This is a genomic window from Brevibacterium sp. FAM 27836 (genome assembly GCF_051351055.1).
In the GTDB taxonomy this organism is placed as follows: Bacteria; Actinomycetota; Actinomycetes; order Actinomycetales; family Brevibacteriaceae; genus Brevibacterium.
In genome coordinates this window covers 3,328,108-3,348,363 of sequence record NZ_CP195711.1, presented here as the reverse complement: position 1 = coordinate 3,348,363, position 20,256 = coordinate 3,328,108, and the positions used below count along the sequence as shown (strand labels likewise).

The 20,256-nt window shown below is 66.5% G+C and carries 19 protein-coding genes; 6 read left to right on the top strand and 13 right to left on the bottom strand.

What is annotated here, in order from left to right:
• Positions 1–18: 18 nt before the first annotated feature.
• Positions 19–483: a ribosome maturation factor RimP gene (rimP, locus tag ACSE4D_RS15020; protein ID WP_135539403.1), complete on the bottom strand. Its 465-nt coding sequence runs from the start codon at positions 481–483 to the stop codon at positions 19–21.
• Between the two features lie 197 nt (positions 484–680).
• On the opposite strand from rimP, the gene ACSE4D_RS15015 reads away from it, so the two are divergent.
• Both ACSE4D_RS15015 and ACSE4D_RS15010 read left to right on the top strand, forming a co-directional pair.
• Positions 681–1,685 carry a hypothetical protein gene (locus ACSE4D_RS15015; RefSeq protein ID WP_425118797.1) on the top strand — a complete coding sequence of 335 codons (1,005 nt, stop codon included), beginning with the start codon at positions 681–683 and terminating at the stop codon, positions 1,683–1,685.
• Positions 1,682–2,701, top strand: a complete 1,020-nt coding sequence (locus ACSE4D_RS15010) for an aminoglycoside phosphotransferase family protein (RefSeq protein WP_135539407.1) — start codon at positions 1,682–1,684, stop codon at positions 2,699–2,701. Before ACSE4D_RS15015 ends, ACSE4D_RS15010 begins: the two co-directional genes overlap by 4 nt.
• A gap of 51 nt (positions 2,702–2,752) precedes the next feature.
• Here the strand turns inward: ACSE4D_RS15010 and ACSE4D_RS15005 are convergent, their stop codons facing one another.
• Both ACSE4D_RS15005 and ACSE4D_RS15000 read right to left on the bottom strand, forming a co-directional pair.
• Positions 2,753–3,577: a TSUP family transporter gene (locus tag ACSE4D_RS15005; RefSeq protein ID WP_240689744.1), complete on the bottom strand. Its 825-nt coding sequence runs from the start codon at positions 3,575–3,577 to the stop codon at positions 2,753–2,755.
• A gap of 9 nt (positions 3,578–3,586) precedes the next feature.
• The gene (locus ACSE4D_RS15000) at positions 3,587–5,461 is read right to left on the bottom strand and encodes a proline--tRNA ligase (RefSeq protein WP_135539409.1); all 1,875 of its coding nucleotides are present in this window, start codon (positions 5,459–5,461) and stop codon (positions 3,587–3,589) included.
• 242 nt (positions 5,462–5,703) lie between these two features.
• Here ACSE4D_RS15000 and ACSE4D_RS14995 point away from each other — a divergent pair, with 242 nt between their 5' ends.
• On the top strand, positions 5,704–6,450 hold the full coding sequence (locus tag ACSE4D_RS14995) for an NUDIX hydrolase (RefSeq protein WP_135539411.1): 747 nt from the start codon (positions 5,704–5,706) through the stop codon (positions 6,448–6,450).
• Positions 6,447–6,863, top strand: a complete 417-nt coding sequence (locus ACSE4D_RS14990; protein WP_135539413.1) for an RNA-binding S4 domain-containing protein — start codon at positions 6,447–6,449, stop codon at positions 6,861–6,863. The genes ACSE4D_RS14995 and ACSE4D_RS14990 overlap by 4 nt, the downstream gene beginning before the upstream one ends.
• 14 nt (positions 6,864–6,877) lie before the next feature.
• Here ACSE4D_RS14990 and ACSE4D_RS14985 read toward each other — a convergent pair whose 3' ends face one another.
• Complete coding sequence (locus ACSE4D_RS14985) at positions 6,878–7,759, bottom strand: GNAT family N-acetyltransferase (protein ID WP_240689746.1); 882 nt, start codon at positions 7,757–7,759, stop codon at positions 6,878–6,880.
• Between the two features lie 89 nt (positions 7,760–7,848).
• Positions 7,849–9,000 carry a flavodoxin-dependent (E)-4-hydroxy-3-methylbut-2-enyl-diphosphate synthase gene (gene ispG, locus ACSE4D_RS14980; RefSeq protein WP_436326167.1) on the bottom strand — a complete coding sequence of 384 codons (1,152 nt, stop codon included), beginning with the start codon at positions 8,998–9,000 and terminating at the stop codon, positions 7,849–7,851.
• A 236-nt stretch (positions 9,001–9,236) separates the two neighbouring features.
• On the opposite strand from ispG, the gene ACSE4D_RS14975 reads away from it, so the two are divergent.
• On the top strand, positions 9,237–10,676 hold the full coding sequence (locus ACSE4D_RS14975; protein WP_436326166.1) for a serine hydrolase domain-containing protein: 1,440 nt from the start codon (positions 9,237–9,239) through the stop codon (positions 10,674–10,676).
• Between the two features lie 12 nt (positions 10,677–10,688).
• Here the strand turns inward: ACSE4D_RS14975 and ACSE4D_RS14970 are convergent, their stop codons facing one another.
• Together ACSE4D_RS14970 and dxr are read right to left on the bottom strand one after the other, a co-directional pair.
• Entirely contained in the window at positions 10,689–12,197 is a 1,509-nt protein-coding gene (locus ACSE4D_RS14970) for a M50 family metallopeptidase (RefSeq protein WP_436326165.1), read from the bottom strand.
• Complete coding sequence (dxr, locus tag ACSE4D_RS14965; RefSeq protein ID WP_436326164.1) at positions 12,194–13,486, bottom strand: 1-deoxy-D-xylulose-5-phosphate reductoisomerase; 1,293 nt, start codon at positions 13,484–13,486, stop codon at positions 12,194–12,196. The genes ACSE4D_RS14970 and dxr overlap by 4 nt, the downstream gene beginning before the upstream one ends.
• 171 nt (positions 13,487–13,657) lie before the next feature.
• On the opposite strand from dxr, the gene ACSE4D_RS14960 reads away from it, so the two are divergent.
• Positions 13,658–14,857 (top strand): acyl-CoA dehydrogenase family protein, encoded by a 1,200-nt coding sequence (locus ACSE4D_RS14960; protein ID WP_436327140.1) that lies wholly within the window; start codon positions 13,658–13,660, stop codon positions 14,855–14,857.
• A gap of 96 nt (positions 14,858–14,953) precedes the next feature.
• Here ACSE4D_RS14960 and ACSE4D_RS14955 read toward each other — a convergent pair whose 3' ends face one another.
• From ACSE4D_RS14955 to frr, 6 genes are all read right to left on the bottom strand, one after another.
• Positions 14,954–15,838 carry a hypothetical protein gene (locus tag ACSE4D_RS14955; protein ID WP_436326163.1) on the bottom strand — a complete coding sequence of 295 codons (885 nt, stop codon included), beginning with the start codon at positions 15,836–15,838 and terminating at the stop codon, positions 14,954–14,956.
• A 31-nt stretch (positions 15,839–15,869) separates the two neighbouring features.
• Complete coding sequence (locus ACSE4D_RS14950) at positions 15,870–16,556, bottom strand: hypothetical protein (protein WP_135539422.1); 687 nt, start codon at positions 16,554–16,556, stop codon at positions 15,870–15,872.
• The gene (locus tag ACSE4D_RS14945) at positions 16,549–17,109 is read right to left on the bottom strand and encodes a DivIVA domain-containing protein (protein ID WP_135539424.1); all 561 of its coding nucleotides are present in this window, start codon (positions 17,107–17,109) and stop codon (positions 16,549–16,551) included. Before ACSE4D_RS14945 ends, ACSE4D_RS14950 begins: the two co-directional genes overlap by 8 nt.
• Before the next feature lie 114 nt (positions 17,110–17,223).
• The gene (rlmN, locus tag ACSE4D_RS14940) at positions 17,224–18,528 is read right to left on the bottom strand and encodes a 23S rRNA (adenine(2503)-C(2))-methyltransferase RlmN (RefSeq protein ID WP_436326162.1); all 1,305 of its coding nucleotides are present in this window, start codon (positions 18,526–18,528) and stop codon (positions 17,224–17,226) included.
• Between the two features lie 65 nt (positions 18,529–18,593).
• The gene (locus ACSE4D_RS14935; protein WP_436326161.1) at positions 18,594–19,616 is read right to left on the bottom strand and encodes a phosphatidate cytidylyltransferase; all 1,023 of its coding nucleotides are present in this window, start codon (positions 19,614–19,616) and stop codon (positions 18,594–18,596) included.
• On the bottom strand, positions 19,616–20,173 hold the full coding sequence (gene frr / locus ACSE4D_RS14930; RefSeq protein ID WP_135539428.1) for a ribosome recycling factor: 558 nt from the start codon (positions 20,171–20,173) through the stop codon (positions 19,616–19,618). The genes ACSE4D_RS14935 and frr overlap by 1 nt, the downstream gene beginning before the upstream one ends.
• Between the last annotated feature and the right edge of the window lie 83 nt (positions 20,174–20,256).

Genomic DNA, 20,256 nt, shown 5'->3' with positions numbered 1-20,256 from the left:
CGGAACGTCAGTTCGACCTCAGCGGAACTTCAATTCCACCTGCGCCGTGCGGATGTCGTCGAGCGGCACCTGCTTCGTCTGCCTGTTCTGGGGGTTCGTTCCCGTGATCGAAGTCTCCCCCACCTCGGCGAGGTCGAGTTTGAAAGTGTCCTTCTTCGTCGTGATCTCCAGGCGGCGGCCGATCACGCGGCGGAAGTGACGCGGGGTCTCGAGCTTGCGTGTGGCACCGGGGCTGGTGACCTCGAGCTGGTAGGGCTTGTCTCGGAAGATCTCGACCTCGTCGAGGGCGGCGCCGACGATCTTCGTCGATTCGGCGATCTTCTCCATCGACATCGGATCCGTGCTCGACTCATCGAGGTCGACGACGACGGTGAGCGTGCGGCGGGGGCCTGCGGCGACGGCCTTGACGTTCTCCAGGTGGAATCCCGCGGATTCCAGGGGTGGGGCGAGCAGACCCTTGATCCGTTCGATGTCCTCGTCCATATCTCCTCCTCGTCACTGGACGGCCCACTCGCCGAGGCGGCGGCGTGGGTGCGGTGGCCCGTGCGCATGCCCGGTCGACCGTTTCACCCCACCCTAAGCGACACCCTCGCTCGACGTTAAGCATCCGATCCGCGGGGCGAGTTTCCGCCCGGACTGTGCGTCCGGGCCGGCCGGTGGGCATCCGATAGGATTGCCGTATGCGTTTTCCCGTCAGTCGCCGCGTCCTCCTGACTACCGGCGTCAGCGGAATGAGTCTGAGTCTACTCACGGCCTGTGGCCTGCGCATCGACTCCGACCCCGACATCCCCACCCTCGATTCCACGCAGCAGCTGCGCAACCGCATCGCACGCATCCTCGACGCCGCCTCCCCCGGCTCCGGTGACCCGGAAACCGCTGGTGAGGATCTTGCCGATTTCAAGACGGCGATCGGCCCCGAGTGGAACCCGCCGACGGAGTTCGCCACCGATCCTCCCCCGACGGAGGAATCACGCCCATTCGTCGACGCCGCCGAGGTCGTCCTCAAGGCCGTCTTCTCAGCGTCGTCGCCGCTCGGATCGGGCCTCATCCCCGTCCTGGCCGACGTCGCGACCGGGCTGGCACTGACGGCCGGGACGAAGCGGCCCGAGCTCATCGACACTGCCGATGACCTCATCCGCACCGGGCGTGAGGACATGTCCGACCGTGCGCAGCCGTCGGCAGCCGCCGAGGATGCCGAGGGCGGCGAGGATGGCGAGGGCAGCGAGGATGGTAACGGCAGCGGCGATTCCCCGTCCGGCGGTGCGGAGGATCGGCAGGCGATGTTCAACGCGATCCTCAATCAGTCGCGGGCGGCGGCCTACGGCTACGAACGCCTGGCCGTGAATTTCCCGGTCAAGTCCTCTCAACGCATGAGGGCGCTGGCCCGGCTCGAGTCCCTGGGGGCCCTGTCCGGGGAGATGCTCGAACTCCTCGGCGAGAAGCAGGCGGACCCGAACGCCTCGGCGTGGAAACTCGAGCCCACCCCCACGGATGCCGAGTCGGCGAAGGAGCTCGCCCTCAATCTCGAAGACGGCGTGGCCGCCTCGGTGCTGCCGTGGTTGGACGGTGACGCCTCGGCGATCCTGCGGTTGTGGGAATCGGCGCGGGCACGCACGGTCTTCGCCGCACCGCAGCCGCTGCGTTTTTCCTACGACGATCCGGGACGGGCGGAGGCGACGAAGTGAGGGTTCCACCTGTTCTCTACCGGTCCACTCGCGACATCATCGGCGAGTTCCGCACCGATGCCTGGGTCGCGGCGCTCGATTTCATGGCCACTGAGCTCCTCGATCGGTGGAAGCTGCGCTTCGACGATGTGCCCGGCTCCCCGTGGGCCGGCTGCGAATCGCTGGTCATTCCGGTGCTCACTCAGGAGAACTATCAGGGTGTGCTGCGGTTCGCGGCCCCCACCTCGGCGCATACCGCCGCGCATGCGCAGGTGCTGCGCGCGTTGAAGATGTGGAACGGGCACGGCGCCGTGCGGGTCATCCGCGATGATCGCAGCTTCCGCGTGACCCTGCAGGAGCGGCTGCGCACGAAGGACAATCTCTCGGTGCTGCCCTTGGCCGATGTGCCTCCCGTGTGGGGTGCCCTGCAGCGGTCTCTGGAGATTCCGGCGGCGGCGGAGTTCCTGCGCGTCCAGGACGTCGTCGGCGGGTGGCTGAACAGCTTCGATGCCGATGCCGGGCTGCTCACCGGGTGGTCGGAGGCGGGTCCGAATGATCGGCTGCTGCTGTCGTTCGCCCGCAATTGGATGCAGACCTTGGCCTCCTCGGATGAGAACTGGCTCATCCACGCCGACCTGCACTACTACAACATCCTTGCCGGCAATCCGGATCCGACGGGCATTTCGACGTGGAAGGCCATCGACCCGCAGCCTCTGGCCGGGCCGACCGCCTATACCTTGGCCCCGGTGCTGTGGAATCGTCTGGCTGAGATCCCATCGAACCATCCGCAGGCGCAGGCGGCGTGGCTGCGCGGTTTCGCCACGGACCTGGCCCTGTGCGCGCGCATCGACCCGCAGTACGGGATGGGCGCGACCGTGGCCCGCGAGATCACGAACATGTTCTGGTATCTGCGCTCGGCCTCCGAGGGGTCGACGTCGAGCCTGGCCGATGCGGCGCGTTCCCTGTGGGTCGCCCGCGCCCTGTCCGGCGCCGACGTGGCCGGAGTCAACGCCCACGCCCTCAAACCCATCGGCTAATTGCTACGTGACGGCGGCCCAGCAACCTCGCGCGAGGTTGCTGGGCCGCCGTCAGGTAGCAAGGGGTGGGTGGATGAGGGTGGTCAGGATGTCGAAGCCGAGTTTGAGGATCATCGCGGAGACCACGACGACGAAGATGACGCGGACGAACCCGGACCCCTTCTTCAGCGCGGTCCGAGCCCCGAAGATGCCGCCGGCGACGTTTCCGACCGCCACGACCATTCCGAGCAGCCACACCACCTGACCATCGGGGACGAAGTAGACGAGCGCACCGAAGTTCGTCGCCCAGTTGATGACCTTGGCCGTGGCCGAGGCCTGCAGGAACGAGAACCCGATGACCGAGACGAAGGCGATGACGAGGAACGATCCCGTCCCCGGCCCGAGCACCCCGTCATAGACGCCGATGACGAGCCCGATGAGCCATGACAGCGCATGGTGCCGCTTCGACGTCTCCCCGAACCGCAGGCTCGCATCCGCGCCGAGGCTGGGGTTCAGCAGCGTGAACAGTCCGACCCCGATCAGAGCGAGCAGGATGATCGGCGTGAACAATGCGGAGGGAACCAGGGTCGCAAGCTTCGCCCCGAGCACAGCGCCGAGGAACGCCGAGGCAGCCGCCGGGATCGTCGCCGACCGATCCGGGGTGATCTTGCGCAGATACGTGATCGCCGAGGCGGTCGTGCCCGCGATCGACCCGATCTTGTTCGTCGCGACCGCCTGGACCGGGGTCATCCCCGGGACGAGCAGCAGCGCGGGCAGCTGGATGAGTCCACCCCCGCCGACGACCGCATCGATCCACCCGGCCAGGACTCCTGCGGCGAGCAGCCACAGGACCATGGCCACGGTGACATCGATGCCGCCGGTGAGCGCTTCGAACACCGAGGAGGCTCAGTCGTTCGCGTCGGCGGTGTCGGACGCGTCCGCGCCGTCGGCAGCCACCGCCGCATCGGCTGCATCGTTCGCCTTCGCATATGCTGCGCGCACTCGTGCCACGGTCGACGGCACCACCTCGGCGACGGGGACATCGCCCTTGCCGTCACCGAGACGGTCGCGGACCTCGACGACACCGTCGGCCAGCCCCCGTCCGACGACGATGACCGTGGGGATGCCGATGAGTTCGGCATCGGCGAACTTGAAGCCCGGTGAGACCTTGTTGCGGTCGTCGAGCAGGACGCTGACACCTTCGGCTTCGAGCTCGGCGGTCATGGTCTCGGCCGCTTCGGCGATCTCGTCGCCCTTGCCGGCGACGACGATGTGGACATCGGCCGGGGCCAGATGCTGGGGCCACAGCAGGCCGTTCTCCGAGTGGTACTCCTCGGCGATGCAGGCCATGACGCGGGTGACGCCGAGCCCGTAGGAGCCCATCGTCACGGTCTGCGCCTTCCCGTTCTGGTCAAGCACCTTGAGGTCGAGGGCTTCGGCGTACTTGCGGCCGAGCTTGAAGATCTGACCGATCTCAACGCCGCGAGCCAGTTCCAGGGGTCCCGAACCGTCCGGTGCGGGGTCGCCGAGAACCACCTGGGCGGCTTCGATCGTGCCGTCGGCGGTGAAGTCACGACCGGCGACGAGGTCGAAGACGTGACGTCCGGGTTCGTTGGCTCCGGTGATCCAGCGCGTGCCGTCGACGACACGGGGGTCGAGCAGGTAGCGGATCTTCGAGGGCGATTCGAGACCGAGCACGGGGTCGGCCAGGTCGTTGCCGGGCCCGATGTAGCCCTTGACGAGTTCCGGGTGGGCGGCAAGATCCTCGGCGGTGGCGGCCTCGAGGCCGACCTCGCCGTTGCCGAGCATTCCGGTGCCGGCGGCCCGGTCGAGGTCGACTTCGCGATCACCGGGCAGGCCGATGACGATGATCTCGCGCGTGCCGTCGGGATGGGTGACGGCACAGACGACGTTCTTCAGTGTGTCTGCGGCCGTCCACTCGCGGTCGGCGCGCGGATGCTGAGCGTTCGCGGCGGCGACGAGGGTTTCGATCGTCGGGGTGTCCGGGGTGTCCTCGACGTGGGCGGCAGGAGATTGAGCGTACGGAATCGCCTCGGGAACGATCGAGGTCACGGCCTCGACGTTCGCGGCGTACCCGCCGGGCGAGCGCACGAAGGTGTCCTCGCCGACCTCGGAGGGGTAGATGAACTCTTCGGTGCCGGAGCCGCCCATCGCGCCCGGGGTCGCCTTGACGGGCAGGCAAGGCAGGCCGAGGCGAGCGAAGGCCCGCAGGTAGGCCACGCGCATGGCCTCATAGGAGGCGTCGAGTCCGGCATCGTCGATGTCGAAGGAGTAGGCGTCCTTCATGATGAATTCGCGTCCGCGCAGCAGTCCTGCCCGGGGCCGGGCCTCGTCGCGGTACTTCGTCTGGATCTGGTAGATCGACAGCGGCAGGTCCTTGTACGAGGAGTAGAGATCCTTGACGAGGAGGGTGAAGACCTCCTCGTGGGTGGGCGCGAGGATGTAGTCGTTGTCCCGACGGTCCTTGAGGTGGAAGAGGTCGGGTCCGAAGGCTTCCCAACGGCCCGAGGTCTTGTACGGGTCGGCCGGCAGCAGGCCGGGGAAATGGACTTCCTGGGAGCCGGCGCGCGCCATCTCTTCGCGCACGATGGCCTCGATCTTGCCGAGTACGGCCAGACCCAGCGGCAGCCACGTGTAGATCCCCGGGGCGGACCTGCGGATGTATCCGGCGCGGTGCAGCAGTTTGTGGCTGGCCACCTCGGCGCCGACCGGGTCCTCCTTCTGGGTTCGCACGAACAGGGACGACATGCGCAGGGCCATGGGTGATTCTCCTCAACTTGTCAGGACTCTGCTCGAACACTATCGCACGCGGGCGAGGGTCAGGGAATCGGCGCGGAACAAACGGCGGGGGCAGGATTTCGCTCACCGGTGAGAGAGGATTCGTCACCCGGCAGAAGAGAATTAGACTGGTGCGTGCTGCACGGAAGTCCAGCACCACGCGAGACCTCCGGTCTCCTCGCCGACCACCTGCACCGACGACGAATTCGAACGATACGAAGAGCATGCCTGATCCGAGTCAACTCACGCAGTTCCCGCGGCCCTCGGTCGCGGTCGACACCGCGGTCCTCTGCCCCGTGCCCGGCCGCGGCCTGCATGTTCTCATGACCCATCCCGGGGATGGGGTCTGGCAGCTGCCCGGGTCGATCCTGCGTCCGCAGGAACGGCTCGCCGAGGCGGTCGCCCGGTGCCTGCGCGAGAAGGCCCGGCTGGTCGACCGGGCACCGGTGCAGCTGCACGTGTTCGATCAGCCCGACCGTGACGATCGCGGGTGGGTGATCTCCGTGGCTCACCTCGATGTGCTCTCGGCCGCCGACGTCGGCCTCGCCGAGGATGATCATCCCCACCCCGCCGCCGAGGAGGCTGCGCGGGATTCCGATTACGCCGACTCCCCCGCCCACCGCCGCAGACTCGTGCCCGTGCACGAGGTCGAGGAGCTCAGTGAGGAGCATCGGGAGATCGTGCGCGTGGCCGTGCACCGGCTGCGGGCGCTGCACGAACGGACTCCGGATCCCTTCGGTCTGCTCGAAAGCGAGTTCTCGCTGCGGCAGCTGCGCGAACTCCACGAGGTTGTGGCCGGGGAGAGTCTGCAGGCCGATACGTTCCGGCGCACCATGCTGCCGCTGCTCGATCCCACCGGTCAGGCCGTGACTCAGGGGCGGGGCCGTCCCGCCCAGACGTTCACCCGCCGCTCCGAGCTGGCCCTGCGGGCCGACTCTCGCAGCCAGGAGCCCGAAGGACACCGGCGATGACCGAGATCAACCGTGATGCGGCAAAGCACATGCGCGTCGACGTGTGGCTGTGGACGACGCGGATGTTCAAGACCCGCAATCTCGCCACTCAGGCCTGCCGAGGCGGGCATGTGCAGGTCGACGGTCAGCGGGTCAAAGCCGCACAGAAGGTGACGATCGGCCAAGAGGTGCGGGTGCGCAAGGCCGGGTCCGAATTCACCTGGAAGATCACCGGCTTCATCCCGACCCGGATGCAGGCGTCCGTCGCAGTCAAGTGCTACGAAGATCTCACTCCCCCGCCGGACCCGGCTCTGCGCGGGTTCGTGCCCCGTCGCGACAAAGGGCTGGGACGTCCGACGAAGAAGGACCGTCGGGAGATGGAGAAGTTCTTAGGCGACATGGCCAAGCCCCAGTCCCGCAACCGCCGCGACTGAGGTTTACCACCCGATCAGTACATGACGGTGGCGAAGGTGCCGACCTGGTCGAAGCCGACGCGGGCGTACATCCGCAGCGCGGACTCGTTGTAGTCATTGGCATACAGGCTCACCGTGGAATGGCCCTTGTCGCGCGTGCGTTGGACGACGGCGGCCATCCCGGCCGCCCCGAGCCCCTGGTTGCGCACCTCAGGGTGGACCCACACGCCTTGGACCTGGACGATGCGGCGGGCCCGAATGCCGATATCGGCTTTGAACAGCACCTGCTCGTCCTGTTCCGTCGCCGGCCATCGGGGCACGGCTCCGCCGTCGGGCAGAGTGGTCGAGATCCGGGCGTAGCAGTTCTTGCTGCGGATGATGCCGCGCACCCGAGACAGGTAACCGGCGGTGCCGTCTTCGACGGGTGAGAATCCGACCTCTTTGGTGAACATGTCGACGCTGGCGGGAAACACCGCGCCGAGGTCATCGAGGGTCACCCGGTGAACGTGTTCGTCCGGGGTCACGAGCGGATCCGAACTGATCGCCAGCAGCGGCTGGCGCTGCCTGACGCCTCGCGGTCGACCCCAGTTCAGCCGCGACTGCAGGTCGAGGATGACGGTGCGCTCACCGATGAGCGAACAGGAGACGCGGCCATCGGCATTGAGTTTGCGTGCCAGCACCTCGTTCGTCTCCGGCGTCGCCGCGACCGGGATGATGTTCCCGCCCACCCAGTAGGCGGCCACCGGCCGGTCGCGGTCGAAGACCCCATAGAGAGTCCCGGCGGGCGAACCGAGTCGGGCGGTGCCGGTGACTTCGAGCAGGGAGATGAGGTAGACGTTCTGGCAGGGATTGCGGGCGAGCAGGTCTGTCAGCCACTGCGTATGCTGATGCTCCAGTCGCGCGATTCTCAGCACCATCTGCCCGTGCACTCTTCCCTGACGCTGTCCGTGGCCGTCACGAAGGAGGCGGCCCGGATGATGAACGTGTTCGACTCAAGGTATCGCACTCACCCGACGACGACCGCAGGCGGGCCCGATGAGTCCCCGGTGGCATCCTCGGCGATCCGGTTGGCCTCCTCGATGAGCGTCTGGACGATCTCGGATTCGGGCACGGTCTTGATGACCTCCCCCTTGACGAAGATCTGGCCCTTGCCGTTTCCGCTGGCGACTCCGAGGTCGGCGTCGCGGGCTTCACCGGGGCCGTTGACCACGCAGCCCATGACCGCCACGCGCAGCGGCACTTCCATGCCTTCGAGCCCGGCGGTGACCTCCTCGGCGAGGGTGTACACGTCGACCTGAGCCCGACCGCACGAAGGGCAGGAGACGATCTCGAGCCGGCGCGGGCGCAGGTTGAGCGATTCGAGGATCTGGTTGCCGACCTTGACCTCTTCGGCCGGAGGCGCGGACAGGGAGACGCGGATCGTGTCGCCGATGCCCTCGGCGAGCAGGTGGCCGAAGGCGGTCGCGGACTTGATGGTGCCCTGGAAGGCGGGTCCTGCCTCGGTCACACCCAAGTGCAGCGGCCAGTCCCCGCGTTCGGCGAGCAGTTCGTAGGCACGGACCATGATCACCGGGTCGTGGTGCTTGACGGAGATCTTGAAGTCATAGAACCCGTGCTCTTCGAACAGGGAGGCTTCCCACAGCGCGGATTCGACGAGTGCTTCCGGGGTGGCCTTGCCGTACTTGTCCATGAGTCGCCTGTCCAGGGAACCGGCGTTGACGCCGATGCGGATGGACACTCCGGCGTCGGCGGCGGCCTTCGAGATCTCACGCACCTGATCGTCGAACTTCCGGATGTTGCCCGGGTTGACGCGCACTCCCGCACATCCGGCGTCGATCGCGGCGAAGACGTACTTGGGTTGGAAGTGGATGTCGGCGATGACAGGGATCTGGGACTTCCCGGCGATGATCGGCAGGGCCGCGGCATCCTCGGCCGTCGGGCAGGCGACACGCACGATGTCGCAGCCGGCTGCGGTGAGTTCGGCGATCTGCTGCAGGGTCGCGTTGATGTCGGTCGTCGGCGTCGTCGTCATCGACTGCACGCTCACCGGGGATTCGGATCCGACCCCGACCTTGCCGACCTGGATCTGCCGGGTCTTCCGCCGGGGCTGAAGCACGGGAGGTGGAGCGGTGGGCATTCCGAGATTCACCGATGTCACGAAGACGATCCCTTCCGTCTGGCTGGTGACCAGCGACGATGATGGTGCCGACGCCGAGGTGGCGCCTCGCTGCGGCCGGATTGTTCGAACCACGTCCATTGTAGGACCTCTGGGCGAGTCCCGGTCGCGCGTTCGAAGGTCGATTCCGTCCCAGCCTCCCCTTCCAGTCTGCCGCCCGACCGGTAGTGTGACAGTGACCTGCCAGAACTGTGCCGGAAATGTGAAGGAGCGGACCCGTGAGCGAAGGCGCATACCCCGAACCCGACATCGAGGCGATGACCGCCTCCCTGGATGCGGAGGCGAGCGCGCTGGCCGATCAGGGTGGATCCCTGGCTTGGGGGATCTTTCGCCGAGGAGGCTCCGCACGAGCCGTCAACGCCGACGTTCCGTACCGGATCGCGTCGATGACGAAGTCCTTCACCGCCGCGGCCATCGGTCTCCTCGCCGCGGACGGCCTCGACCTCGACCGGCCGTTCGGTCGGCTTGTGCCCGAACTGGCCGGCACGGCGATCGCCGACCGCACCTGCCGGCAGGCTCTGACCATGGGCACCGGGTTCACGAAGGACGATCCGTGGGCCGACCGGATGGAGTCGATGGCCCCGGACGAGCTGATCGCCTGGCTGCGCCGCGGCACGATCGCCACAGCGCCCGCCGACACCGGTTACGAGTATTCGAACCTCGGCTATGCGGTGCTCGGCATGGTCGCCGAGGCGGTTATCGGACGCCCTTTCTCCGAGCTCGTGAGCGCGGAAGTCTTCGACCCCCTGGGACTCACGCGCACCGGTTTCGACCACACCGACTTCCCGGACCTGACACCGGGATTCCGAGTCGACGCCGACGGCGGTCTTCACCCGGCCGAGCTCACCGGGCCCGGGGTCTTCTCCCCCATCGGCGGGGTGATCTCCACGGTGGGCGACATCGGCACGTGGATGGCGGCCCACCTCGACGCGCTCGACGACCTCGATGCGGAGCCCGGAACGCTTCCGCACATTCTCACCGGCAATCAGCAGGGCCGACGGCTCATCGAGACCCAGCGCAGCGAGCACCATACGGAGACCCTGGTCTACGGGTATGGCCTGGAGACCCGGCTGGATTCGCGCTTCGGGCGAGTGGTCTGCCATTCGGGCGGCTATCCCGGCTACGGCTCGCACATGCGCTGGTTCCCCGACCTGGGGTTGAGCATCGTCGTGCTCGGCAACACCACGTACTACCCGGCTCAGCGCAGTGTTCAGAACGCCGTCGACGCCGGTTGGGCGGCAGCCATTGGGAGGCCGGGCCTGGCTCTTGACCGCAGCTCCACCTCGGCGCCGGTGCCCCGCTATGAGGCGAAGTCCGCACAGACCCAGACGGTCCTGGACGCGGCGAACCTCGTCACGCAATTCGACGACACGGTCGCCGATGAGCTGTTCTCGATGAACATGGACCTCGACGAACCCCGGCACGAACGACGTGAGCGCTTTTCAAGGTGGCGGGCGACCAAGCAGGTCACGGCCCCGTTCACCGAAGCGGACCTGACCATGGTCTCCCCGCTGCGCGGAGTGGTCACGGTGCCGGGCAACGGGACAGCGACGGGCACCAGCGATGCAGCAGCGACGGATGCACCTGATCAGACGGTGACGATCACGGTCGGGCTCAACCACCTCGGCGAGGTGCAGGCGATCACCCTGAGCGCCTGAGGCCCTGCACCCCTATCCGCCGGCGTTGAAGATCGCGTCGAGGGTGATGGGTTTGACGAGGTCGACGTAGATGAGCAGCGCCGTCATGCACAGCATGAGTCCGATGCACACGTAGGTCAGCGGCAGCAGCTTCGCTGTGTCGAAGGGTCCGACGAGTCCGCGACCGCGCCACCGATTGATGCGGCGGCGAGCGCCTTCGTAGAGGCCGACGGCGATGTGACCGCCGTCGAGCGGCAGCAGCGGGATCATGTTGAACGCGAAGAGGAAGATGTTGACCGAGCCGAGCATGCCCAGACCCATCTGCGCCTTGTCGACGACGTCGATCTTGTCGGTGGACACGATCTCGCCGGCGATGCGGCCCACACCGACCATCCCGACGAGTCCTTCGGCGTCGCGGTCCTTCGACCCGACCGCGACCTCGCCGATGTCGACGAGTTTGACCGGCAGGGTGATGATCGCATGGAAGACTCCCGAGACCTGGTCCCAGACGGCTCCGGGGAATTCGCCGATCGGCAGGGATGCGCGTTCCTGCACAGGTCCGATGCCGAGGAAGCCCTGGCTCTCGGTCTGCGGGGTGCCGTCGGCGTTCATCAGCGCCTTGCCGGAGTCGTCGACCTTCGGCCGCTCCGTGGCGATGATCGGCACCGTCACCGACGCTGCCTTGCCGTCGCGGATGTAGTCGACCTCGACCCGCTCACCTGCGTGCTCCTTGATGACTGCGGACAATTGGTCCCAGTCCTTCGTCTCGACACCGGCGATCGCAGTGATCTCATCACCGGGTTCGATCCCGGCCTCCCAGGCGGGGGTGAGCTGGTCATCGGCACGGCACGTGTTCTGCTCCGACGCGGGACGCTGCTGAGCCTCGGAGGCCGGCACCGCGCATTCGACGACGGTCTGCACCGTCGTCGTCGGGGTCATCACGCCGATGCCCAGCAGCGAGATCGCCATGATGAGGATGCCGAGGACCAGATTGACGAAGGGTCCGGCGAACATGACAACGAGCCGCTTGGGCACGCTCAGCGCGTAGAACGTCCGGTGCTCTTCCCCCGGCTCGATCTCCTGATTCGAAAATTCCCGGGCATCGGCCATCGTGTTCTCAAACAGGCGACCCTTCCGACGATTCCGGCGTGGTGCGTCACCGTTGAGAGGCTCGTTCCGATGAAGGTCGGAATCACCCTCGCCGAGGTGGCCCGCCGTTGCCGTGACTTCGCCGTCCGTCCCCGTGCCGCTGTCGACCGCAGCCACAGCACCGACCCGGTCGACTCGCTTCGTCGTTGCTTCGGCAGGCGGGTACATGCCGGGCATCGCGATGAACCCGCCGAGCGGGAACGCCTTGATGCCGTATTCGGTCTCTCCCCTGCGGAAGGAGAACAGGGTCGGGCCGAAGCCGACCATGTAGTGGGTGACCTTGACCCCGAACTTCTTCGCCGGGGTGAGGTGGCCGAGTTCGTGCAAGGCGATGGAGATCGAGATGCCGATGAGGAAGAGGATGATCCCGATGATGTAGAGCACTACGGTCATGCGCGGCCCCCGTTCCCTGCAGAGTCGTGCGCGGAATTCCGGGCAGAATCGCGTGCGGAGTCGCGCGCAGGCTTCTGGGCGGCAGTCTGTTCTGCGACGTCGGTGTGGGCGAACTCGCGGGCCCAGGCATCGGCTGCGAGCACAGTGTCCACGGTGTGTGCGGCGGCCGGTTCGTGTGCGGCCAGGGCTCGGGCGAGGCCTTTGTCGATTCCTGTGAACGGAATGTCACCGGCGATGAACGCTGCTACGAACACCTCGTTGGCGGCGTTGAGCACTGCCGGATAGCTGCGTCCCTTCCGCCCGGCATCGATGGACAGGCCGAGTGCCGGGAACGCGAGATGGTTGACGGGTTCGAACGACCAGTGCATGGGCTGGCCCCAGTTGTTCGCCACCGCGCCCGAGGACAGACGTTTCGTCGTTCCATCGTCCTCAGTGCCCAGGGCGTAGGAGATGGGCAGTCGCATGTCCGGCGGGGAGATCTGCGCGATCGTCGAGGCATCGCTGAATTCGACCATCGAGTGGATGTGGGACTGCGGGTGGACGACGACTTCGATGTGGTCGAAGTCGATGTCGAAGAGCAGATGGGCTTCGATGACTTCGAGGCCCTTGTTGACCAGAGTCGCGGAGTTGATGGTGATCATCGACCCCATCGACCATGTGGGATGGTTGAGTGCCTGTGCCGGGCTGACACGGCGCAGGGCATCGCGAGTCATGCCGCGGAAGGGCCCGCCCGAGGCGGTGATGATGAGTTTGCTGACCTCACCGTGGGTGCCGGCGCGCAGTGCCTGCGCGATCGCCGAATGCTCGCTGTCGACGGGAATGAGCCGGGCACCGGTGGCACGGGCGGCGTCGAGGACGATGGAGCCGCCGATGATGAGGGATTCCTTGTTCGCCAGAGCCACATCGGTGCCCTGGGCGAGAGCGGCCAGGGTCGTGCCCAGGCCGGCGGCACCGGTGATCGCGTTGAGGATCATGTCCGCGTCCAGGCCCGCAACCGCCTCGGCGGCGGTGTCGCCGAGGTGGATGACCTCGACGGGATCGGCGATTCCTCGCCGCGCGGCCATCTCAGACAGGCGCGCACGCACTTCGGCCTCTCCCCCGGCCGGTGGGGTCGTGAGCCCGATGACGGGAACGCCGAAGGTCAGCGCCTGGTCGGCCAGCAGATCGAGTTGGGATCCGGCGGCGAGGCCGACGATCCGATGCTCGTCCCGATGTCCACGGAGAACATCGAGGGCCTGGGTGCCGACCGAGCCGGTGGAGCCGACTACAATGAAGCTACGTTTACTCACGCCAACCGATGATGCCAAAGTTCTCTGGGAAATGACTCGACACGACCCCGCGTGGCAGCTCGTGTCCCGCCCGATGAACCGCAGGTGTCTGCTGTGGTTCGCCGGCGCTGGTCTTCCACCGCGATCCGGTGAAACAGTGAGTGAGAAGAATCAATGGCGAAAGAGATGGATATGAGCAAGACGCTGAGCCCTGACGACATTCTTGGACTGGATTCGGTCTTCGAATCCGATGACCTCGAATTCGCATCGATTGTCAAGAAGTGGTTGGACGAGAACGTTCGCGAGAAGATCGGTGACTACTTCCTCGACGCGACGATCCCCGCCCGTGAGCTCGCGGAGGGTCTCGGCGAACTCGGTCTGCTCGGCATGCACCTCGACGGCTACGGCTGCGGCGGATCGACCGCCACACAGTACGGTCTGGCCTGTCGTGAGCTCGAAGCCGTAGACTCCGGTCTGCGCTCGCTCGTGTCCGTGCAGGGCTCGCTGGCGATGTTCGCCATCCACCACTTCGGTTCCGAGGAGCAGAAGGAAGAATGGCTGCCGAAGATGGCCGCCGGCAAGGCCATCGGCTGCTTCGGACTGACCGAACCCGATGTCGGCTCCGACCCTTCGGGGATGAAGACGACCGCGAAGAAGGACGGGTCCGATTGGGTCCTCAACGGCGCGAAGATGTGGATCACGAACTCCCCGGTCTCCGATGTCATGGTCGTGTGGGCCAAGACCGAAGAGGTCGACGACAAGGGCAAGCAGGTCGTGCGCGGTTTCGTCGTGCCGTCGAACACGGAGGGTGTGCAGACCCCGGAGATCCATCGCAAGATCTCGCTGCGGGCGTCGATCACCGGTGAGATCGTCCTCGACAATGTCCGTCTGCCCGAAGATGCCATGCTGCCGAAGGCCAAGGGACTCAAGGGCCCCCTGTCCTGCCTGTCCGAGGCTCGCTACGGAATCGTCTTCGGTGTCACCGGTGCCGCTCGTGACGCGCTGCTCTCGGCACTGGAGTACACCGGAACCCGGATCCAGTTCGACCGTCCGCTCTCGTCGTTCCAGATCACGCAGCAGAAGCTCGCGAAGGCCTTCGGCCAGTATTCGCAGATCACTCTGCTCGCCGCTCACCTGGGCAAGCTCAAGGATTCCGAAAAGGGTGTGCGTCCGGAGCAGATCAGCCTCGGCAAGATGGTCAACGTCGATACCGCGATGAACGTCTGCCGTGACCTGCGCGCCCTGTTCGGCGGTTCGGGCATCACGAGCGAGTACCCGCCGCTGCGTCACGCGGTCAACCTCGAAACCGTGCTCACCTATGAGGGCACCCATGAGGTCCACCAGCTGACCCTGGGCCGTTCGATGACCGGAATCAACGCCTTCGCCAACTGAAGTTGGGCCGCCGGCTGCTGCGCAAGCTCGGCGCTCCCGCCGCTCAGTGCCGCTGCCGCCCGCCGACCCCTCGGGGTTCGGCGGGCGGTGTCGCGTTCACGACACCGGTCGCAGTTCCAGCGTGATCGTCAGTTCGTCCTCGCCGAGGCGGCTGTGAGCGTGCATCCCATGGGCAGTGGCGAACTCGGCGGCGTCCGCGGCCTGTTCCCGGCCGAGTTCGATGAGCAGCACGCCATCGGCTGCGAGCCAGTCCGTGGATTCGATGATGAGACGTCGCACGAGGTCGAGCCCATCGGGGCCCGCGAACAGTGCACGGGCCGGTTCGAAGTCCACGGCTTCACGGGGCAGGAAGTCCGCGGCGGTCCCGGGCACATAGGGTGGAACGGCGGCGATGACCGAGAGCCTGTGCCGCAATGCCTCGGGCAGGCCGTGCAGACAGTCGAGAGTGTGTCCGTGCACGGTGATCCCCGGCCGCCGCTCATGCCCAGGCATCCCTGACTGCCCAAGCGCTCCCGGCTGCCCAGGCGCCCCGGCCTGCGAGGATGCTGTCACATTCCGCACGGCGCACCTCACCGCCTCTGCCTGCACATCACCGAGATGGATCTGAACGTCCGGCACCGAAGCGGCCGTGACTGCGGCGGCTGCGACCGAGGCGACGGGTCCGACTCCGCAGAAGGCTTCGAGCACCACCGGGCCCGCTCCTCCTGCACCGCGGCGGCGCGCCACGTCCCTGATCGCGGACGCCGTGGCCTCGGCCAGCTGGCGGGTGCGCTGCCGGGGAACGAACATTCCGGGCCGCACGTTCAGGCGCAGTCCTGCGAAGTCGACCCAGCCGACGATCTGTTCGAGCGGTTCTCCCGCGACCCGTCGTGCAACGAGGTCGACGAGCTTCGTGTCCGGGTCGCCGAGGTGCACCGCTTCGAGAAGAATCGCCGCTTCGTCTTCGGCGAAGACGCAGCCGGCGGCGCGCAGACGCTCCACGGTCGGTGCGAATCGCGGATCGTGCTGCGGCCTACGAGGCAGAGAGGACCTCGTTGCGCAGCCACTCGAGGCTCGACTCGGCGTCGATCTCACCGGAGTCCGTGAGCAGAAGGGTGTGGTCGGGGGCTAGTGGGACGAGTGCGGCGAATTCGACCCGGGAGTCGCGCATCGCCTGATCGAGGTTCGCGGTCTCGGCCCCGATGGTCACGCCCACGCCTTCGAACCGCGAGCGGGTGACCCGCACCGACGCCCGACCCGGTTCGACCGGTTCCGCTTCGATAGCGTGCAGAACGATCGCATCTCCGGCGCCCGCGACACCGTCAGAGGAATCCCCGGGACCGCGCAGGTCCACGGTCAGCCCGATCCGGGCCGCGGCGAGGAGACTGAGCGCCCGCGCCACCGGTGGGACATCCTCGGCGACGGTGAGCGTGGCACCGGACTCCGGGACCACACCCATGGCCCGCAGCACCCCGGCGAGTTTCGAACTGCGGTCGAGCACCTCCGCGCGGTCGAGTTCGACGGGCACGGACAGGGCCTTGATGAGCCGGGGGTCGGTGACTTCGCGACCGTCGACGAGCGGTTTCTCGGGTGCGGGACCGGTGAGGACGACGTCGTCGGCCTGCCCCATGGCGATCGGAAAGTCGAGGATCTCGTAGACGGGGTTGAGGGTGCCGGGATGCGACTTCGTCGGAACGGAGAAGAAGTGGAAGTCAGTCAACGGAGGCCATCACCTCGACGACGCGGTCGATGAACGCATCGACCTGGTCCTCGTTGTAGGCCTTCTTGCCCTTCGCCGTCTTGAACAGCACACGGCGGACCTGGTCGACGCTCATCGCCACGCCCTGCGTGAAGTAGGAGTTGACCTTGTCGCACATGTCATCGACCTGCTCGATGTCATAGCCGATGACACCGGGAGGCGGGTTGTCGAAGCGTTCCCCGGTCTCACGCACCAGACGGCCCCGCAGGGACGCGGCGACGCGGGTGAGCTCGGAGACCCAGGCGTCCTGACCGGACTGTGCGATGAGACGGTCGCGGGCCTGCTTGGCGAAGGCGTCTTCGAGGCGGTCGAGTGCGGCATCGACGACGGCGACATGATAGCCCTTGCGGACGAGGTCGAAGCCGACCGTGCGCACGGCACGCGAATCCAGGTCCCCGGGCTGCGGGGTCGGCCGTTCGAAGGACTCGCGGGCGCGCTTGAAGAAGCTGTCGACCTGCTTGGGGTCGTATCCGTTCTTCCAACCGGACATCCGAGGGAAAGTCGTGTCCGCCATGTCTCCTCCAGAAGCGAGTGGCTGTGGTGTTTCCACCATGATAGATGGAAGCCGCAGAAATTGCGTGCCGGCACGTACGTGCCGGCCATCGGATGTCTCCGACCGGGCCGTGTCTCAGTCGGCGGCGGCGAGCTGACCGCAGGCACCGTCGATGTCGGAGCCGCGGGTATCGCGGATCGTCGTCGGAATGCCGTGGTCGAGGAGGCGGCGGACGAATTCGTCGGCGACTTCCGGTTCCGATGCCGTCCACACCGATCCGGGGGTCGGGTTGAGCGGAATCGGGTTGACGTGCACCCAGCCGCGGCCACGCGCATTGAGTTTCTTCGCGAGCAGTTCGGCGCGCCAGACGTGATCGTTCATGTCCTTGATGAGCGCGTATTCGATGCTCACGCGCCGCCCCGTGACCTGGTAGTAGTTGAAGGCGGCGTCGATGGCCTCATCGGCCTTCCACCGGGTGTTGACCGGAATCATCTCATCGCGCAGCTCATCATCGGGTGCGTGGAGGCTGAGCGCGAAGGTCACGGGGATGTCCTCGGCGGCGAGCTTGTTGATGCCCGGCACCAGCCCGACCGTGGAGATCGTGATCCGCCTGGCCGACATGCCCAGGCCCTCCGGTGCCGGTCCGACGAACCGGCGCACCGCGTCCATCACCCGCTTGTAGTTGGCCAGGGGCTCGCCCATGCCCATGAACACGATGTTCGAGACCCGTTCGGGTCCGCTCGCCGAGGCGGCCGTGCCGTCCCCGTCGAACGTGGACTCCCCTGCCGCGTCATCATCGTCGGCTTCGGCGCCGAGCGCGGTCTCGCCGGTGCCCGGCATGTCCGACTTCGGTGCCTCGGCGAGTTCGCCGGCGGCGATGACCTGGTTGGCGCGGATGACCTGTTCGACGATCTCGGCGGTGGACATGTTGCGCGTCAGCCCCTGCTGTCCGGTCGCGCAGAACGGGCAGTTCATGCCGCAGCCGCACTGGCTGGACACACACAGGGTGACCCGGTTGCGGTAGCGCATGAGGACGGACTCGACGAGGGCGCCGTCGAAGAGACGCCAGAGGAATTTGATGGTGTCGCCGTTCTCGGTGCGCAGCCGACGGACCTCGGTGAGCAGGTGCGGGAAGAACCGCTCCTGGATCTCAGCCCGCTTGTCCTTGGGCAGGTCGGTCATCCCCTCGGTGTCGGTGACGTAGTGGCTGAAGTAGTGCGTCGAGATCTGCTTGGCGCGGAAGGCCGGCAGGCCCATTTCCTTGACCGCTTCGACCCGTTCGCCCATGCTCATGTCGGCCAAGTGCTGGGGAGGCTGCTTGACCCGCGCGGACTTGAAGTTGAGAAGGGGACGGCCATCGCGCATCGGGGTCTTCGATGTCGTGCCGTCGGCGTGTTCGACGACGGGCCTGGTCTGCCTTCTGCCTGCTTGAGAACTCACGGACCCATTGTCTCATGTCGGGCACGGGACTGTCGTGTGTGAGCCGCCACGCCGGTGAACGCTGCTCAGAGGTAGCCGGGCAACACCATGAACAGGACGAGGGCGACGGGGGCGGTGGGCAGGATCGAGTCGAGTCGGTCCATCACTCCGCCGTGGCCGGGCAGCAGGGTGCCCATGTCCTTGAGTTCGAGATCGCGTTTGATCATCGATTCGCTGAAGTCGCCGAGGGTCGCGAACGCGGGAATGACCGCACCGATGACCAGTCCGGTCCAGAACGGGGCACCGACGAGGGTGACGGCGAGGATGGTCGCGACGATCGCGGCGAAGACCGTGGAGCCGAGGTAGCCCTCCCAGGACTTCTTCGGCGAGATCCTCGGTGCGATGGGGTGCTTGCCCCACAGCACGCCGAAGACGTAGCCGCCGGTGTCGGAGGCGACGACGGAGGCGAGGAAGATGATGATGTAGAAGTTGCCGTCGGGCTGGGTGAGCAGGAAGACGATGAAGCAGGCCATGAGGCCGACGTAGGTGAGGGCGAAGAGGGAGAGCGAGACGTCTTTGACCGCGTTCTTCCGCCGTTCGACCATCGTGAACAGCATAACCGCGCCGGCGCTGGCGGCGAAGGTCACCCACAGGGCCTCACGACCGCCGATATAGGTGGCCACGACCATGCAGGCCGCGGAGACCATGGTGGGCACACGGGAGACGAGGGAACCCGAACGCGAAAGCGCATTCGCCAGTTCCCACATCGCAGCGACGATGCCGATGAGGACGATGAAGAGGAACGAGATCGGCAGGAACACGAGGGAGGCGAGCACGACGCCGCCGATGAGCATGCCCATGCCGATGGCGGCGGGGAGGTTGCGGCCGGCTCGACCGTAGTCCTTCGGTTCGGGTTCTTCGAACTCTTCGACCGCCTCGGGGGTCGGGTTCGAATCCGGATCGTCCGGCGAATACGGCTTGTCCGAGTGGCGCAGGTCCCGTCGTTTGGGGAACGGTGCCTCTGAGTGTGCGGCGTCGCGCGAGTGATCCGGCTCCCCGAGGGGAGCCGGATCTGCGGCTGGGCTGTCGGACCCGGTCACGGAGATCATCAGACCTCGAGGAGTTCGGCTTCCTTCTGGGAGAGCAGTTGGTCGATGTTGTCGACCTTGCTCTTCGTCAGATCGTCGAGTTCCGAGATGCTGCGAGTGACCTCGTCCTCGCCGGCCTCGCCGTCCTTCTTGATGCGCTCGAGGACGTCCTTGGCGTGGCGACGGATGTTGCGGATGGAGACCTTGCCGTCTTCGGCCTTGCCCTTGACGATCTTGACGTATTCCTTGCGACGTTCCTCGGTGAGCTCCGGGAGGACGACGCGGATGACATGTCCGTCGTTGGCCGGGTTCGCACCGATGTCCGAGTTGCGCAGAGCGTTCTCGATATCGCCCAGGGTGCCCTTGTCGTAGGGGGTCACGAGGATCGTGCGGGCCTCGGGCGTCTGGAACGATGCCAGCTGCTGCAGCGGGGTCGCAGCACCGTAGTAGTCGATTTCGATGTCGGCGAACAGTGCGGGGTTGGCGCGGCCGGTGCGGATCGACGCGAAGTCGTCCTGCGTGAATTCGACGGCTTTGTCCATCTTCTCTCTGGCTTCGGCCAGTGTCTCTTCAATCACGGTTCACTCTTTCCATCTCTGTAAGCTTTGGGTTCATTCTATGGGTCATGACTGAAAAATGCCGCACCGAATCTTCACAGGGG

Excerpts from the sequence above, each read along its gene's own strand:
- rimP (WP_135539403.1), bottom strand. The coding sequence starts at position 483 with ATGGACGAGGACATCGAACGGATCAAGGGTCTGCTCGCCCCACCCCTG.
- ACSE4D_RS15015 (WP_425118797.1), top strand. The coding sequence starts at position 681 with ATGCGTTTTCCCGTCAGTCGCCGCGTCCTCCTGACTACCGGCGTCAGC.
- ACSE4D_RS15000 (WP_135539409.1), bottom strand. The coding sequence starts at position 5,461 with ATGGCCCTGCGCATGTCGTCCCTGTTCGTGCGAACCCAGAAGGAGGAC.
- ACSE4D_RS14995 (WP_135539411.1), top strand. The coding sequence starts at position 5,704 with ATGCCTGATCCGAGTCAACTCACGCAGTTCCCGCGGCCCTCGGTCGCG.
- ACSE4D_RS14990 (WP_135539413.1), top strand. The coding sequence starts at position 6,447 with ATGACCGAGATCAACCGTGATGCGGCAAAGCACATGCGCGTCGACGTG.
- ACSE4D_RS14985 (WP_240689746.1), bottom strand. The coding sequence starts at position 7,759 with ATGGTGCTGAGAATCGCGCGACTGGAGCATCAGCATACGCAGTGGCTG.
- ACSE4D_RS14970 (WP_436326165.1), bottom strand. The coding sequence starts at position 12,197 with ATGACCGTAGTGCTCTACATCATCGGGATCATCCTCTTCCTCATCGGC.
- ACSE4D_RS14960 (WP_436327140.1), top strand. The coding sequence starts at position 13,658 with ATGAGCAAGACGCTGAGCCCTGACGACATTCTTGGACTGGATTCGGTC.
- ACSE4D_RS14945 (WP_135539424.1), bottom strand. The coding sequence starts at position 17,109 with ATGGCGGACACGACTTTCCCTCGGATGTCCGGTTGGAAGAACGGATAC.
- ACSE4D_RS14935 (WP_436326161.1), bottom strand. The coding sequence starts at position 19,616 with ATGATCTCCGTGACCGGGTCCGACAGCCCAGCCGCAGATCCGGCTCCC.